15 protein-coding genes are annotated in these 13,713 nt (G+C 45.2%); 5 read left to right on the top strand and 10 right to left on the bottom strand.

The features are described 5' to 3' along the window. Positions 1-113: 113 nt before the first annotated feature. The 4 genes from QUB77_RS14790 (at position 114) to QUB77_RS14775 (ending at position 4,251) form a co-directional block, all read left to right on the top strand. Positions 114-974, top strand: a complete 861-nt coding sequence (locus QUB77_RS14790; RefSeq protein ID WP_333177386.1) for a GNAT family N-acetyltransferase — start codon at positions 114-116, stop codon at positions 972-974. A gap of 131 nt (positions 975-1,105) precedes the next feature. After that, a complete protein-coding gene (gene trpE, locus QUB77_RS14785; RefSeq protein WP_333177390.1) occupies positions 1,106-2,653 on the top strand; it encodes an anthranilate synthase component I in 1,548 nt (515 codons plus the stop codon). A 76-nt stretch (positions 2,654-2,729) separates the two neighbouring features. Beyond that, positions 2,730-3,614, top strand: a complete 885-nt coding sequence (locus QUB77_RS14780; protein ID WP_333177392.1) for a PhzF family phenazine biosynthesis protein — start codon at positions 2,730-2,732, stop codon at positions 3,612-3,614. Between the two features lie 160 nt (positions 3,615-3,774). Then, positions 3,775-4,251 carry a hypothetical protein gene (locus tag QUB77_RS14775; protein WP_333177395.1) on the top strand — a complete coding sequence of 159 codons (477 nt, stop codon included), beginning with the start codon at positions 3,775-3,777 and terminating at the stop codon, positions 4,249-4,251. Between the two features lie 17 nt (positions 4,252-4,268). Here QUB77_RS14775 and QUB77_RS14770 read toward each other — a convergent pair whose 3' ends face one another. The 6 genes from QUB77_RS14770 to QUB77_RS14750 all read right to left on the bottom strand — a co-directional run bounded on the left by QUB77_RS14770 (position 4,269) and on the right by QUB77_RS14750 (position 7,598). Beyond that, positions 4,269-5,120 carry a hypothetical protein gene (locus QUB77_RS14770; RefSeq protein WP_333177398.1) on the bottom strand — a complete coding sequence of 284 codons (852 nt, stop codon included), beginning with the start codon at positions 5,118-5,120 and terminating at the stop codon, positions 4,269-4,271. A 92-nt stretch (positions 5,121-5,212) separates the two neighbouring features. Then, entirely contained in the window at positions 5,213-5,353 is a 141-nt protein-coding gene (locus QUB77_RS14765) for a hypothetical protein (protein WP_333177400.1), read from the bottom strand. A gap of 5 nt (positions 5,354-5,358) precedes the next feature. Then, positions 5,359-5,436, bottom strand: coding sequence for a hypothetical protein (locus tag QUB77_RS31745; RefSeq protein WP_445251745.1), 78 nt, complete (start codon positions 5,434-5,436; stop codon positions 5,359-5,361). 13 nt (positions 5,437-5,449) lie between these two features. Beyond that, on the bottom strand, positions 5,450-5,596 hold the full coding sequence (locus QUB77_RS14760; RefSeq protein WP_333177401.1) for a transposase: 147 nt from the start codon (positions 5,594-5,596) through the stop codon (positions 5,450-5,452). A 79-nt stretch (positions 5,597-5,675) separates the two neighbouring features. Beyond that, complete coding sequence (locus QUB77_RS14755; protein ID WP_333177403.1) at positions 5,676-6,023, bottom strand: IS110 family transposase; 348 nt, start codon at positions 6,021-6,023, stop codon at positions 5,676-5,678. A 594-nt stretch (positions 6,024-6,617) separates the two neighbouring features. Beyond that, positions 6,618-7,598 (bottom strand): ABC transporter ATP-binding protein, encoded by a 981-nt coding sequence (locus QUB77_RS14750; RefSeq protein ID WP_333177438.1) that lies wholly within the window; start codon positions 7,596-7,598, stop codon positions 6,618-6,620. A 112-nt stretch (positions 7,599-7,710) separates the two neighbouring features. Here QUB77_RS14750 and QUB77_RS14745 point away from each other — a divergent pair, with 112 nt between their 5' ends. After that, the gene (locus QUB77_RS14745) at positions 7,711-7,917 is read left to right on the top strand and encodes a hypothetical protein (protein ID WP_333177405.1); all 207 of its coding nucleotides are present in this window, start codon (positions 7,711-7,713) and stop codon (positions 7,915-7,917) included. A gap of 202 nt (positions 7,918-8,119) precedes the next feature. Here QUB77_RS14745 and QUB77_RS14740 read toward each other — a convergent pair whose 3' ends face one another. From QUB77_RS14740 to QUB77_RS14725, 4 genes are all read right to left on the bottom strand, one after another. Further along, the gene (locus QUB77_RS14740) at positions 8,120-9,049 is read right to left on the bottom strand and encodes a phosphoribulokinase (protein ID WP_333177408.1); all 930 of its coding nucleotides are present in this window, start codon (positions 9,047-9,049) and stop codon (positions 8,120-8,122) included. Between the two features lie 233 nt (positions 9,050-9,282). Beyond that, positions 9,283-10,926: a GTP-binding protein gene (locus QUB77_RS14735; protein ID WP_333177411.1), complete on the bottom strand. Its 1,644-nt coding sequence runs from the start codon at positions 10,924-10,926 to the stop codon at positions 9,283-9,285. Between the two features lie 513 nt (positions 10,927-11,439). Beyond that, positions 11,440-12,573, bottom strand: coding sequence for a hybrid sensor histidine kinase/response regulator (locus QUB77_RS14730; RefSeq protein ID WP_333177414.1), 1,134 nt, complete (start codon positions 12,571-12,573; stop codon positions 11,440-11,442). A 57-nt stretch (positions 12,574-12,630) separates the two neighbouring features. Beyond that, entirely contained in the window at positions 12,631-13,707 is a 1,077-nt protein-coding gene (locus QUB77_RS14725) for a hybrid sensor histidine kinase/response regulator (protein ID WP_333177417.1), read from the bottom strand. Positions 13,708-13,713 lie beyond the last annotated feature (6 nt).

The raw sequence follows: 13,713 nt of genomic DNA, 5'->3' as shown, positions 1-13,713 counted from the left end.
CAGCTTGTAAACTTGTTTTTGCAGTAGTATTCTGACGCAGCAGGCTAAGCCCGCAGCGCCAAAATACTACTGCAAACTTCTAATCTTATTAAAAGTTAATCGTTAAATTAAAAATGAATGTCGTAATCAGGCGATCGCAGCCTTCTGATATCGATGTTTGCGCTGCCATTACTTATGAAGCTTTTAAAGATATTTCCGATCGCCACCAATTCCCTACAGATTTTCCGACGCTGGAGTTTGCAACCGAAATAACGGGCTTGCTAATCGAAAGTCCGTTGTTTTTTGGCATAGTAGCCGAGAGCTCCGGTACGGTTGTCGGCTGCGGGTTTATGGACGAACGCAGCCCGATTCGCGGTATCGGGCCCGTCAGTGTCGATCGAACTTTTCAAGGCCGCGGCACGGGACGGGAAATCATGAAAGCTTTGCTGGAACGCGCACAGGACGCTGTAGGCATCCGTTTGGTTCAGGAATCTTTTAATATGGCGTCGCTGTCGCTGTACGCTTCTTTGGGTCTTGAGGTGAAGGAACCTTTCGTGTTAATGGAAGGGAAGTTTCGCAGCCAGCCACAGAATGGGTTTGAGGTTCGGGCGATGGCTAGTGAGGATGTTGGTGAATGTGCGGCGTTGTGCAAGAAATTATACAGGTGCGATCGAACTAGCGATATTGAGTACGCCCTGAATTTCTTTTCTCCTTGGGTTGCTTGCAAACAAGGTCGGATTGTGGCTTATACTTGTGCGGTGTCGGCTTTGAGCCACAGCGTCGCAGAAACTGAGGCGGATATGCAGGCTTTACTGTTGGGGGCGGCCGCCTCGAACTCCGAAGCACAGGTTTCTTTCCACTTGCCGGTGCGTTACGCAAGTTTGTTTCGCTGGTGTTTGCAAGAGGGGCTGCGCGCGCTCAAACCGATGGCGGTGATGGCAATTGGCGAGTACCAGCAGCCTCATGGCTGTTGCTTTCCGTCTTTTGTTTATTGAACCCAAGACGGTTAGGACGCTTTTAATCGCTGAAATCCTAGGATTGCATTTTCCTTCTTCCTGACATCCGTTACATCCGTTACATCCGTTACAGAATCCGTTGCCGAACTTCCTTCTTCCTTCTGATATATATGATATTTCCCGATTTCTCACAATTTTCGGAACTGGCTAAACAAGGCAATTTTGTACCCGTGTATCAAGAATGGGTTGCTGATTTGGATACGCCGGTGTCTGCGTGGTATCGGGTTTGTGCCGGTCAACCTTACAGTTTTCTGCTGGAGTCGGTAGAAGGTGGGGAAAAACTTGGGCGTTATAGTTTCTTAGGGTGCGATCCGTTGTGGATTTTGGAGGCAAGGGGAGATCGCACAACTCAAGTTTACCGTGACGGTTCCGAAAAAGTATTTACGGGCGATCCGTTTGTAGCTTTAACCGAGTGTTTGGAGTCTTATCAACCGGTGAAATTGCCGCAGTTGCCGCCGGGAATTGGCGGGTTATTCGGTTTTTGGGGTTACGAGTTAATTAAGTGGATAGAACCGCGAGTTCCCGTGCATCCAGCCAGCGAGAATGATTTGCCGGATGGGTTGTGGATGCAGGTGGATAATTTGCTGATTTTTGACCAGGTGAAGCGGAAAATTTGGGCCGTCGCCTATGCGGATTTGCGCGAGGTTGGCGTTGATTTGGCCGATGCTTATCAGCAAGCGTGCGATCGGGTTGGTAAGTTAGTTCAGAAGCTGCAATCGCCGCTTTCTCGGCAATCTACTCTCATAGAATGGACACCTCCCAATAACGGGCAAGATGCCCGTTCCACAACGGGAAATACAGAATTGGCTTACACGAGCAATATTACCCGTGAAAAGTATTGTGCCAATGTTTTAAAGGCTAAGGACTATATCAAAGCCGGAGATATTTTTCAAGTAGTTATTTCGCAGCGACTAGAAGCTGAATACAGTGGCGATTCTTTTGCACTTTACCGATCTTTGCGTCTGATTAATCCTTCTCCGTATATGGCTTATTTTCATTTCGGAGATTGGCAGATTATCGGTTCGAGTCCCGAAATTATGGTGAAGGCGGAAAATACTGCTGATGGCAAAAAGATTGCAACTTTGCGACCGATTGCCGGCACTCGCCGCCGGGGTAAAACTCCTCAAGAAGATGATGCTTTGGCTGCTGACTTGCTGCAAGATCCGAAGGAAATTGCGGAACACGTCATGTTAGTTGATTTGGGCAGGAACGATTTAGGCAGAGTTTGCCGAAACGGTACTGTAAAAGTTGACGAATTAATGGAAATTGAGCGTTATTCTCACGTCATGCACATTGTGAGCAATGTGGTGGGAGAATTGGCTGAGGATAAGACAGCTTGGGATTTGTTGAAAGCTGGTTTTCCTGCAGGTACGGTTAGCGGTGCTCCGAAGATTCGGGCGATGGAGATTGTGCACGAGTTGGAAGGTTGTCGGCGGGGGCCGTATTCTGGGGTTTACGGCTATTATGATTTTGAGGGACAATTGAATAGTGCGATCGCCATTCGGACTATGGTTGTTCGGTCTTTAGGTGGTGACAAACATTCGGTTTCTGTGCAAGCAGGTGCTGGTTTGGTGGCTGATTCTAACCCGGATATGGAGTACGAAGAAACGCTTAATAAAGCCAGGGGAATGTTGGAAGCAATTCGCTGTTTGAAATAGCAAGTTAAAAACTTCTTTTATAAGGAGTCGGCGGTTGATACCGCTGCTACACAAACTACTGTTGAACGAGGGGAATGTGAATTTTTATATAGTTGACGTGTTTGCGGAGTCAAAATATGCTGGCAATCAGCTAGCTGTATTTTGCGGTGCGGGAGTTGCCGAACTATCTGAGGCGCAAATGCTGCTGATAGCGAGGGAAATCAATTATTCAGAAACTACGTTTATTCGATCGCCCGATCCGCGAGATGGTGGCTATGACGTGCGGATATTCACGCCCAAGAAGGAATTGCCCTTTGCCGGTCATCCGACTTTGGGCACTGCGTTTGTGTTGCAGCAAGAGATTATTCGCGAAAAGGTCGATCGAGTAATTCTCAATCTAGCCGTCGGTCAAATTCCCGTTACATTTAATTACCACAATGAATCGGCAGATATTTTGTGGATGCGACAAAACGCGCCTAGTTTTGGTCAAGTTTTATCAGCCGAGACTCTGGCAAATGTTTTGAATTTACAACCCGATGAAATTGATGTCAACTTCCCTATTCAAGAAGTTTCGACCGGAGTGCCGTTTATTATTGTACCGTTAAAAACTCTCGCCTCGCTCAAAAAAGCTCAAGTCAACTTAGATAAATATTTTGAGCTAGTTGATACAATGGAAGCAAAAGAAATTTTGATATTTTGCCCAGAAACCTACAGCGACCTTAATGATTTAAGCGTGCGAGTTTTTGCCCATTCATTAGGAATTCCTGAAGATCCGGCGACTGGCAGTGCTAACGGCTGTTTGGCTGGATATTTAGTAGAATATGGTTATTATGGGGAAGCAAAGATTGATGTCAGAGTTGAGCAGGGTTATGAAATCGATCGGCCTTCTTTGCTGTTGTTACAAGCCGCTAAGAATGAAGGGGAAATAACAGTTTTGGTGGGGGGTAAGGTGGTGATGGTTGCTAAGGGAGAATTTGTGTAGAATATTTGATGGCAAATTATTAACCGCAGATGCAGACAGCTAGATTTAGAGGCTCCTTTGGCGATCGAGATCTTGCAATTTTGCTAATATGAGGTAGCTCATATTCATTGATTCGCGTGATTGTTAGGCTAAAAAAGTCATCAAAACCAGAGACTTTCCAATGCTGCAAACATTTTCGCGGACTTTAAATGTATCCCCTGACGCTTCTGAAGCCCTGCTTTCACTGCCATTAACCAGCTTGCTCGATTCACCGGAATTCAATCAAGTCTTGGGAAGTCTGGATACTGCTTTACTCAAAGAAACTTTGCCAACTGCTGGAACTGTTTTAGCTCAAAAGCTGCCGCCTTTTTACGACTGGTTGCAAACTGAACTAGGAATTAAAAACGTCCCTGAGAGTCCCGATCATACTACGAAATGGGTAGTCGGTTTTTTGAAGAATCAAGAAAGTTTAACTCGTTTAGTCGATCTGCACAAATCAATTCCCAGACAGGCATTAGAACGAGCGATCCCTCGTTTAGTTAGCGCCTTTGATGAAGTTCAACCCACCGCTGTAAAGCAAGAATGGGAAAAAGCGATCGCAGCACTTTGTCTGCTTCTGGCAGTCGCAGCGCGGGAAAATCAGCCATCTGCGGCCTGAAGCAATTCTATCTGAGTTTAAACAAAGCGCTTTTTTCGGAAAATTTGCAATTGAGTGCGATCGATCTCAACGACTACCGGCCGTCGCTTGTTGAGGACGATCGCATTATGTCTGTTTAGCAAAAGCCACTGAGCGAATATTGCCACAATCGCGCGCCTTTTGAGAAACTTGCCTTCAAAACGCGCCATTCGGACGATCGCCTCTTCGATTTTATAACAACAGTTCTTCCCTTTCTGGGAAATCACAAAAATCGTTCCCGGTATGTAATCGCCTCCATTTGCCCAGAAAGCATATCTTTCGCCTAAAGTAAAGTAGTGAAAAACATTGTTAGCGGTGGAAGTTTTAGCTAATTTTTCCGAAACGCCCAAAGAATTAAAAGTTACAGTCGATCGAATATAATCCGGGTATTTTGCTGCTATTTGCTGAGCAACTTTGCCGCCCAAACTTTCTCCGATGACATCCGGCGGATTCCCGCTGTGAAATTGCTGCTTTATCCAATCAATAGCACCCACAGTTTGCGCCGATTTTAACTGGCGTTCTAGTTTGGCCATAAATACATCTGGCGTATCTTCCAAAACGCGCTCGAAAGGATACCAAGAACCGTAGCCGCGAATCACAAAGACAGGCGGATTATTGCCAGAAATGGGGACACGACTTTCAGCATAAAAACCAGTGCGATAGTCTTCAAACACTTTTTTTATGATATAATTTCCATCAATAACTTGCCCTTCTTCGTGCCGAATGTAAATTGAAGGATTATTGGGTTTAAAAGTATCGTGCAGTTGCGGTTTTGCAAACTTTTCATACAGGGAATCTAGCAAGTGCCTTCCCGTTTGGCGATCGACAAAATCTGATTTTGTTATTTTCATCCCAAATCTCATTTTTAACTGCTTGTGCGGGGAAAACCCGGTATTTTTGCAAAATACATTTACCCAGATTTGGTAGATACTGTCTTGACCTGTCAAGGGGCAGCAGTCAAATAATTGGGGTCGAAAGGCTTGTGGGATTTTAAAATCCCAAAAGCCAAATGCAGCAGTTTCCTCATCAGGGCATCAATCACCTGCATTTTGACCTGGACACGACCGAATAATCGTTCACTCATGGCTTTTAGCAAGGGATTGCCATCGCCACTACCGCGGGCATATATAATGCTTTTCGCAGTCGGACATTGCCAGTGCAGGACAAACGAGTTTTGCCCTTAACCGAAATTCCATAAATCCGTTCGTGCTTGAGTTAGACCAGCGTATGCTGCTAATTGACGAGCATTATCGTAATCGGAAACCTCACCAATTTGGGCTAATAATATAGAAGCTGTTAAATCGCCAATGCCAGGAATTGAGGTCAACAAGTCACGCTGTTGTTTTAAGTGTGGGTGTTGCTCAAAATGGTCACTAATCAGTTTTTTGATTAGTTGTTGCTGTTGTTTAAGATACTCGCCTGTGTTCGAGGGTAAGTGCAGCAACAGTTGGCGTAGCTGTCTCCAAACGGTTTGGTTCGCTCGTCATCATTTCTATGACAGATTCGACCCGTCGCAACAAAGCTTGTAATTCCTTGACTTCGGGCGCGGTTGATGGCCACAGATCCGCTTTGATCGTCGCACAAAAACGAGCAATTAGTGCCGCATCTACCGAGTCAGTTTTAGTTCGTAGGAGTTCGCTTTTTGCAAACCCTTTAATCCGATCGGGATTCACAATACTAACCTGAAAGCCAGCCGCATATAGGAATTCGGCTAAGGCTTCACGCCAAAATGCTAGTCGCTTCCATGCAAGCATGGATCTCGACTACACTTTGTTGTTTAAGGCAGTTATGTAAACTCTCAAACCCTTGAGTATTATTAGTAAAGTTTTTGGGTTTAGTCGCACGACTTTCCTTTAGGAATGAGACATGAAAATCTCTTTTACTGAGGTCTATACCTAATACTGTTGATGTCATTTTTTGCTCCCGATGTACTCCGATTTATGAAAGAACCGACAGGTAAGTGAAGACTAACCTTGTGAATGCAGGCTTTCCCGATAATACCGAGAGCTTAAGATACCACCTGTGTGTTATGTGCGGCTGTCATCAGTAATGTCCGCTTATCTACGCAACAGGCTTATGCAGTCACTCGGGGCGGGTCAACTCCACCGATTGCTGATGTTTTATAGCCAGCACTTTCGCCTGTTACAGAACCTTTTATACAAAACTTTCCTTGTTTCTTTAGATTCACTTGCTGTCGCTACGATCGCCTGAATCAATCAGGCGATCGACTAACTCACTCCTTTAAGATACAACAAGTGGGTTCACCGACAATATTTGCCAAAAACCGACAATCTCATAAACCCGCCCCCGCGCCACCATCAATCCCAATTTACCTCTTTTAAGATACATCAACCACTAGAATAAATCCCTCTTTCTTGCAGTTGCTGCATAAAAAACTCTTCCAAACTCGGCTTAGCCAAATTCATCCCAATTAGCTGCCCTCCCGTACCGCTCAGACTAGAAAGAAACTCCTTCGGATCGCCCTGCAAATGACCGTACCACAAATCATTATCAACTTCCATATCCGGTATCCATTTGTGCAGGATATTCAAGTGGCCGCCCCTACCTTCAACCCGGTAAGTTTCAGTATTACCTAGGATTTCGTCGATCGCACCAATGCAGATTAACTCACCCTTCGCCAAAATTGCCACCCGATCGCAAATCTTCTCCACATCCGATAATATATGCGAATTAAAAAAAATTGTTTTTCCTTGATTTTTCAGCGATAAAATTATCTCCCGCATCTGATAGCGCCCCATCGGATCTAAACCCGACATTGGCTCATCTAGAAATACCACATCTGGATTGTTAATCAAAGCTTGAGCCATACCGATCCGTTGCAGCATTCCCTTAGAATACTGGCGCAACTGTTTTTTAATTGCCGCCGATTGAGATAGCCCAACTAAATCTAACAAATTCGGAATTCGCTGCCGCTGAATCGAGGGGGGAATTTGAAATAACCCCGCCGCAAATTGCAAGAATTCCCAGCCCGTGAGATAATCGTAAAAATAGGGATTTTCTGGCAAGTAGCCGACTCGCTGCTTCACAGTGCGATCGCCCAAAGGCCTCCCCAAAAGCAATGCCCGCCCAGAAGTGGGGCGCACTATACCCAGCAAAGTTTTCAGCAGCGTAGTTTTCCCCGCTCCATTTTGCCCTAACAACCCGAAAGTTTCGCCCTCAGAGACAGTCAGAGTGCAATTTTTGAGCGATTCAATTTTTTCATTCATCCAGAAGCCGGTACGGTAGAACTTCCCCAGGTTAAATGTTTCCACCACTGGGGTAGCTCTGGGCATCTCGATGGGATTTGGCGCATCTACAAGAGGTTCCATTTTGGTCACAGAAATAACTAGCACCTGATTATATTCTATTGCATAAGTTAAGTAATAATGTTGCTATTTTTAATGTTAAACTAATATTAGCTGTAGTTAAAATTTGCTGAATATGGATCGTTCAAAACTTGTTGCTATTATCACTGGAGTGATTTCTATAATTTTAGCAGTTGCCTATCTGCTGCTCGTCACCCTCCTCGACTTCCGAGGCGAAATGGTGCCCGCACCTCAAAGTCAGTTGCCAGTCTCCATGCCACTTCAGCAGTTGGCTAATGTTAATCAGGATTGGCCATCACTGAGGATAAATCCTCAAGTGTGACACAAATAATATAATTAAAATTACGCAATTTCGCCCCTAAATTATGTACATAACACTACTGGCGAAATGCTGCTATTTGTAGGGTGCGCAATGCGCACCTTACCACTATTTAATCCGCCCAGGAAGTGCCGGGAAGCTCAGTCGAGCCGCCGACAAAAGTTTGACTCTTGAGCGGTTTCAACCGCCGAGTTGTATCACTCAATTAATACACATGAATTGCTTTCATCATGTGATATGCAACTAGCAACTGCGTCAAAGCTAGCGGGTAACTTTGCAAAACTTCGCCTGTTGTGCCGATCAGTTTGCCAATTTCCGGGTTGCCTTGGGCGGAGCAAAATCCGCGCAGGTGGGGCAACTCGCTGCACAAAATCATTTCCAGTTCGTTTACTTGCTCGCTGGTAGCGTGCGAGTCTACTTCCAAAACGTCAACTGGTTTGCCCATATCCCGATCGAGTCCCAAGCGAATTGCAGGTTGAAAACTATCGCTACCTCGACCTAAAATTTCAGTAAAATCAGGGTGAGGAATTGTCGGCCTGAGCACTAAACGGACGCTCAAATTTGATTCATTGTCCGCTTCGGGCGGGTAAAAACTAACTACAACGTCGGCAGATTTGCGCTGAGGACGAATGAAGTCTTCAGAGTCGGGTTCCCGTTTTTTTATTTCTGCAAGCACCTGTTCTTCAGTATAACCGCGCTTCATGACATCGCGCTTAACTTTCCACTGAGTTCGCAACTCTTCAGGAGGAGCAAGATAAACTTTTACGTCGTAAGAATCGCGGATTGTTCGGGTTGCGTAACCCAGCAAACCTTCAACTATTACAAATTTGCTGGGCTTGATGTATTCCGGCGGGTCGAATGTACCTGTCGTGTGGTTGTAGATGGGTTTGAGAATTGCTTGTCCGGTACGCAGCAGGCTGAGGTGCTGCTGCATGATGTCGAGGTGATTACAGTCGGGATGCAATGCTGTGATTCCGATTTCGGCCCGCTGCTTTCTGTCGTAGCGATGATAGTCGTCAGTACAAATCACAGTGACATTTTCTGGCCCCAATACTTGGGCAATTCCCCGCGTCAGGGTAGTTTTGCCCGCTGCGCTGTCTCCGACAATACCGAGAATAATTGGTCGATCGCTCATTGTTTTTACCCGGACGCACAATAGCAAATTTTGTTATCAAGCTTAAATCTTATCAAAATTATGTTCCATCCGATCGCTCGGTTTGATTTGATCTCCCCGGAGTCTATCCGAGGTGTAAAATTATTGTAAAATTTCTTAATAAAATTAAACAAATCATACTCAGGGAACATCTCATTGAACGATCGTAATTACCCAATTCTCAATTCCCTGTTTGCCCAATTCCCAATGCCTCATTACCAGTCATCCTTTCGTTTGTTGTTGTAAGTTTCCCAATCATCGTATTGCTGCTGTTGATACAATGCTTCTGGTTCTATTTCTGATTCTAATTGGGCTGACATTTCTAATTCTGGTTCCGATTCCTGCTGATAAATATTTAGAGGTTCGACAACCCGGGCGATCGCATCTTTGACAAATGCTTTGACAAACTCGTCTTTACGATTTAACTGAAACTGCCTCTGCACGACTTCGGCGATGCCGCCGTCGCCCCAATCTTGGTCATGGCGGAAATATTCAATAAAACTTTTACCAGCAATTCGGGTTAAATAAGCGGCACTGACTGCTTGAATTGCCTTGCCCAGTACAAACCCCGCTACGCTTAACTGCAGCGCCCTTGATACTACTTGAATTACTCCTTCAACTATTCCCAAACTTGCTAGGGTTTTTGCTAGAGACAATGCCAATTCTTTGGCCCGATCGATATTTAATTCGCAGCCGTAAATCTTGGCAATTTCTACTACCATTTGAGCGTTAACTGCTGCTGTCGCTAACAAATCCACAACTGGCAAAGGCGTGACAGCAATTACTCCGGCTCCGATCCACTGAAATCGCTCTACTGCCTTATCAGCTTGCCGCCTTCTTTGAGCATCAATTAACTTGCGCGCTTGGTCTCCCAAGTGCTGAGATTGCAGCAAAATATTATCCGCAATTAAGTCTTCGCCTTCAGCTCGCAAAATCGCAGCGACGCGCCGAATTAATGGCATAATATCCGGGTCTGGCTGAAAAATTGTGCCGTCTTCTAGTACAACTTTTTGCGGATTGGCGCTAATGGCTACTACATCCATTGCTGCTACAAAACCTTTGACTCGCTGCCGCAGTCGATCGAGAATTTCATCTCTGTCGGTGTCTGGATAAAGGTCAACTTTATTAAAAACCACGATCGACCTTTTGCCAATTTCCGCCAAAGTCCGCAGCGGTTCGTACTCGGATTTTCGCAAATCGCCGTCCAAAACAAATAAGATCAAATCTGCCCTCGCCGCCAACTGCCTCGCCAATTCTTCTCTGTAAGTCCCCGCCACTCCCGCTTCCAAGATACCTGGGGTATCAGTAATTGCTAATTCTCGATCGATTCCTTTCAATTTCAGAGTGTAAGTTTCCCCAACTTCCGTAGTTCCCATCGGCGCGCCCACCTGTCCCGCCATCCGCCCCACCAGCGCATTCACAGCGGAAGTTTTGCCCGCAGAACCGGTGCCGAAAACAACTACTCGAACGCTGCCGCGAGCCATGCTAGCTTCAATTTCGCGGGCTCTTAACAGCAAAGCTTGCCGCGCTACTTCATCTTGAATGCGATCGACTTGTTGCCTGATTGCTTTGAGATTTTCCGAAGCTGCTTCACTTTTGACAACAGGAACCTTCGGAGTAATCGGCCGTTTTCCCTTAACTTTCTGAGGGCGTTGCAGCAGCCTAAAATAGTAAACCAGCGCAAAAATTAGGGTTCCCAAAAGTACAATTATCAGGAAAATCAGCAAATTAGCCAACAGCGGAGAGGCAGACCACGCAACTTGACTGTAAAGCCCTGTTAAGGAACTCACCAGCCCAATAATCAGCCCCAGGGCGAGGCATAAAGCAGCAATTAAGGTTAACAGGCGCGGCAAAGGCATGAGGGGAGTGGCAAATAAAATGGTTATGCTTTGATTTTTACATTACGCCGATAGTCATCAGTCATTGCAAATCTAAAATCTAAAATCTAAAATCTAAAATGGCGAAGCGCCCGATCGTACTGCGCGAACCCGCAAATCCCGATTCTGTCCGACTGCGGGCGCGATTTGCGGGGCTTTAGTGGTAGCGGGTGCAGATAAAGTGCGATCGCGCCGGAGTCTGCAATTGTAGCTTGCACGAGAACTAACTAGGTCGGTGGGAAAATGTGCCACCAGTATGTAACAAAAGATTAAGTAGGGTAATTCGAGTTAAATTTAATAGGTTGTGTAAGGTTGTGTACGGTTTTTTCTTTACCTTCTACCCCATGAATTAGCGCAGAAGCAAGCTCTAACTGGGAGTCCAATATTTATCCTGCTAGTTCATCTTTTTTAATCTGTTGCCGCTCCCATGCAAAGCAAATTTATTCCTTCTCAAACTCCATAACGATGCCACCGGACTTGATAGAAAAACTCATGCTAATTGCGGACAATCGGCAGAGTGAGATGTACCGTTGTTTCCTTTTGATAGATACTGGTAATTGAGAACTCTCCTCCTGCCAGTTCGACTATTTTATGGACAATTTTTAAGCCGATGCCAGTACCCTGTTGCTCATACTTCTTGCGCTCAAACTGCATGAAGGCACCAATTTTAGCAATTTGCTCTTCTGTCATGCCCAGCCCAGAGTCATGTACAGATAAATGCAGCATCTCCCCTAGGACTTGACTACTAACTTTAATGGTTGTCTCTGGTGAGGAGAATTTCAGTGCATTATCAATTAATTCACGGAGCATCGTTGATAGATATCGCTCTGATAGAGCGATCTCCGCTTCCTCAAGAGTGAACAACAGATCGTTGCTACGGTTGACCTTCTGAGCTTGGTATTTCAACTCGGTTTCAATGGCGGAAGCTGAAAATTGAGTTTGGGCAGATTGGATCTTGTGCTGTTGGCTTGCGGATAGTTCTAATCCTAAATAAATCAGGAATTTTTTCGTTAATTTTTCTAGGCGACGGGCAGAGTCATTTGCCCAGCCTAATATCTCACGGATTTGGGCGATATCCATGTTTTCGATATCGTCCTTGAGCAACCCGATCGTGCCTAAGATGCCATTGAGGGGCGTGTTCAGTTCGTGGGATAGAGTAGAAGCTAAGTTGCCACGCAGCTCATTGAGGGTGCTTTCCAAGACATTAATGGTCTTTTCTTGGATGTGGTATAAGTTCTGGATATTATCATACTGTTGCTTGATTCTGAGCATTGAATGCACGCGAGCACGCAGTTCAATAGCATTTACAGGTTTACTGATGAAGTCGTCTGCTCCGGCAGCTAGACAGTTGGCAAGGTCTGATTTTGAGCTTAATGCTGTCACCATAATGATGGGAACGGCTTGCCATTTTGACATGGCTTTGATTTGCCGACAAATCTCGATGCCGTCTATTCCCGGCATCATCACATCCAGCAAAATAAGATCGGGTTCAAATATGTCGAGGGATGCGATCGCTTCTTGCCCGCTGGCAGCGTAATGCAATTGATAATCCTGCTCTGATAACAGAGTTTCAATCACATCAAAGTTATCCGGCTCATCATCAACAATTAAGATAGAAAATTGAGACATAATTGTCACCCGTTCAACAATGTAAAAAGTTTGATTAATTCACGTGCTAGCCTTCAGCTAGGCTGCCAAAGTGATTTCAAAAATGGCTCCTTGTGGTTGGTTGCTTCTTACACAAATTTCGCCCCCATGTGCCTCAACGACCATTTTACAGAAAGCTAAACCCAGCCCTATTTGAGAGATATCCGACATCAAACTTCCAATCTCGTATTTCTCAAAAATCTTGTGCTGCAATGTATCAGGAACACCCGGTCCCAAGTCTATAACCTGGATTTTGGCCTTGCCAGATGTGAGGAATTCTACATTCACTATGATTTGACTATTGGGTGGGGAAAACTTAATGGCATTCGAGAGAAGATTATCCAGGGTTCGATGTATCATGGTGGCATCAACCGAGACTTTCCTACTGGTTTCTTCGGGTAATTGAGCGACCAGCGATTGATTTTTGTTAGCAGCGATAGCTTCAAAGTTTGATAGGGCAGACTTTACGAGATCGCACAGATAAACCTCTGTGTAATTGAGACGATTTTTACCTGATTCTAGTAAAGCAATTTGCAATAAATCATCAATTAATAGCTGTATTGCTTGTGCTGAAGAGCAAAGTCGAGCCAGTTGTGTTTGTTGTTTTTCTCTAGGATACTCTACGCTTTTTAGGAGTTCCAAGCCAAGCAAGATACCAGCCAGGGGATTGCGTAAATCGTGGACTACCATTTTAACCATATCTTCCCGCAATTTGAGTAAGCTTTGCAGGTCGTCATACTGGTGCTTAATTCGCAGCATACAGTGAACTCTGGCACGCAGTTCAATAGCATTTACAGGTTTACTAATGAAGTCGTCAGCGCCGGCAGTCAGACAATGGGCAAGGTCTGATTTTGAGTTTAATGCTGTCACCATAATGATGGGAACGGCTTGCCATTTTGACATGGCTTTGATTTGCCGACAAACTTCGATACCATCTATTCCTGGCATCATCACATCCAGCAAAATAATATCAGGCTCAAATATGTCGAGGGATGCGATCGCTTCTTGCCCGCTGGCAGCGTAATGCAATTGATAGTCTTGGTCGCTCAAGAGGGTTTCAATTACATCAAAATTATTGGGATCGTCATCAATGATTAAAACGGAGGGTCTGTTCACGGGTTA

The organism is Microcoleus sp. AT9b-C3 (assembly GCF_036705485.1).
Taxonomy (GTDB): Bacteria; Cyanobacteriota; Cyanobacteriia; order Cyanobacteriales; family Microcoleaceae; genus Microcoleus.
The sequence above is the reverse complement of the archived record's forward strand: the minus strand, read 5'-3'. Positions and strand labels throughout refer to the sequence as shown.

Excerpts from the sequence above, each read along its gene's own strand:
- QUB77_RS14790 (WP_333177386.1), top strand. The coding sequence starts at position 114 with ATGAATGTCGTAATCAGGCGATCGCAGCCTTCTGATATCGATGTTTGC.
- trpE (WP_333177390.1), top strand. The coding sequence starts at position 1,106 with ATGATATTTCCCGATTTCTCACAATTTTCGGAACTGGCTAAACAAGGC.
- QUB77_RS14775 (WP_333177395.1), top strand. The coding sequence starts at position 3,775 with ATGCTGCAAACATTTTCGCGGACTTTAAATGTATCCCCTGACGCTTCT.
- QUB77_RS14770 (WP_333177398.1), bottom strand. The coding sequence starts at position 5,120 with ATGAAAATAACAAAATCAGATTTTGTCGATCGCCAAACGGGAAGGCAC.
- QUB77_RS14765 (WP_333177400.1), bottom strand. The coding sequence starts at position 5,353 with ATGAGTGAACGATTATTCGGTCGTGTCCAGGTCAAAATGCAGGTGATT.
- QUB77_RS14755 (WP_333177403.1), bottom strand. The coding sequence starts at position 6,023 with ATGCTTGCATGGAAGCGACTAGCATTTTGGCGTGAAGCCTTAGCCGAA.
- QUB77_RS14750 (WP_333177438.1), bottom strand. The coding sequence starts at position 7,598 with ATGGAACCTCTTGTAGATGCGCCAAATCCCATCGAGATGCCCAGAGCT.
- QUB77_RS14745 (WP_333177405.1), top strand. The coding sequence starts at position 7,711 with ATGGATCGTTCAAAACTTGTTGCTATTATCACTGGAGTGATTTCTATA.
- QUB77_RS14740 (WP_333177408.1), bottom strand. The coding sequence starts at position 9,049 with ATGAGCGATCGACCAATTATTCTCGGTATTGTCGGAGACAGCGCAGCG.
- QUB77_RS14735 (WP_333177411.1), bottom strand. The coding sequence starts at position 10,926 with ATGCCTTTGCCGCGCCTGTTAACCTTAATTGCTGCTTTATGCCTCGCC.
- QUB77_RS14730 (WP_333177414.1), bottom strand. The coding sequence starts at position 12,573 with ATGTCTCAATTTTCTATCTTAATTGTTGATGATGAGCCGGATAACTTT.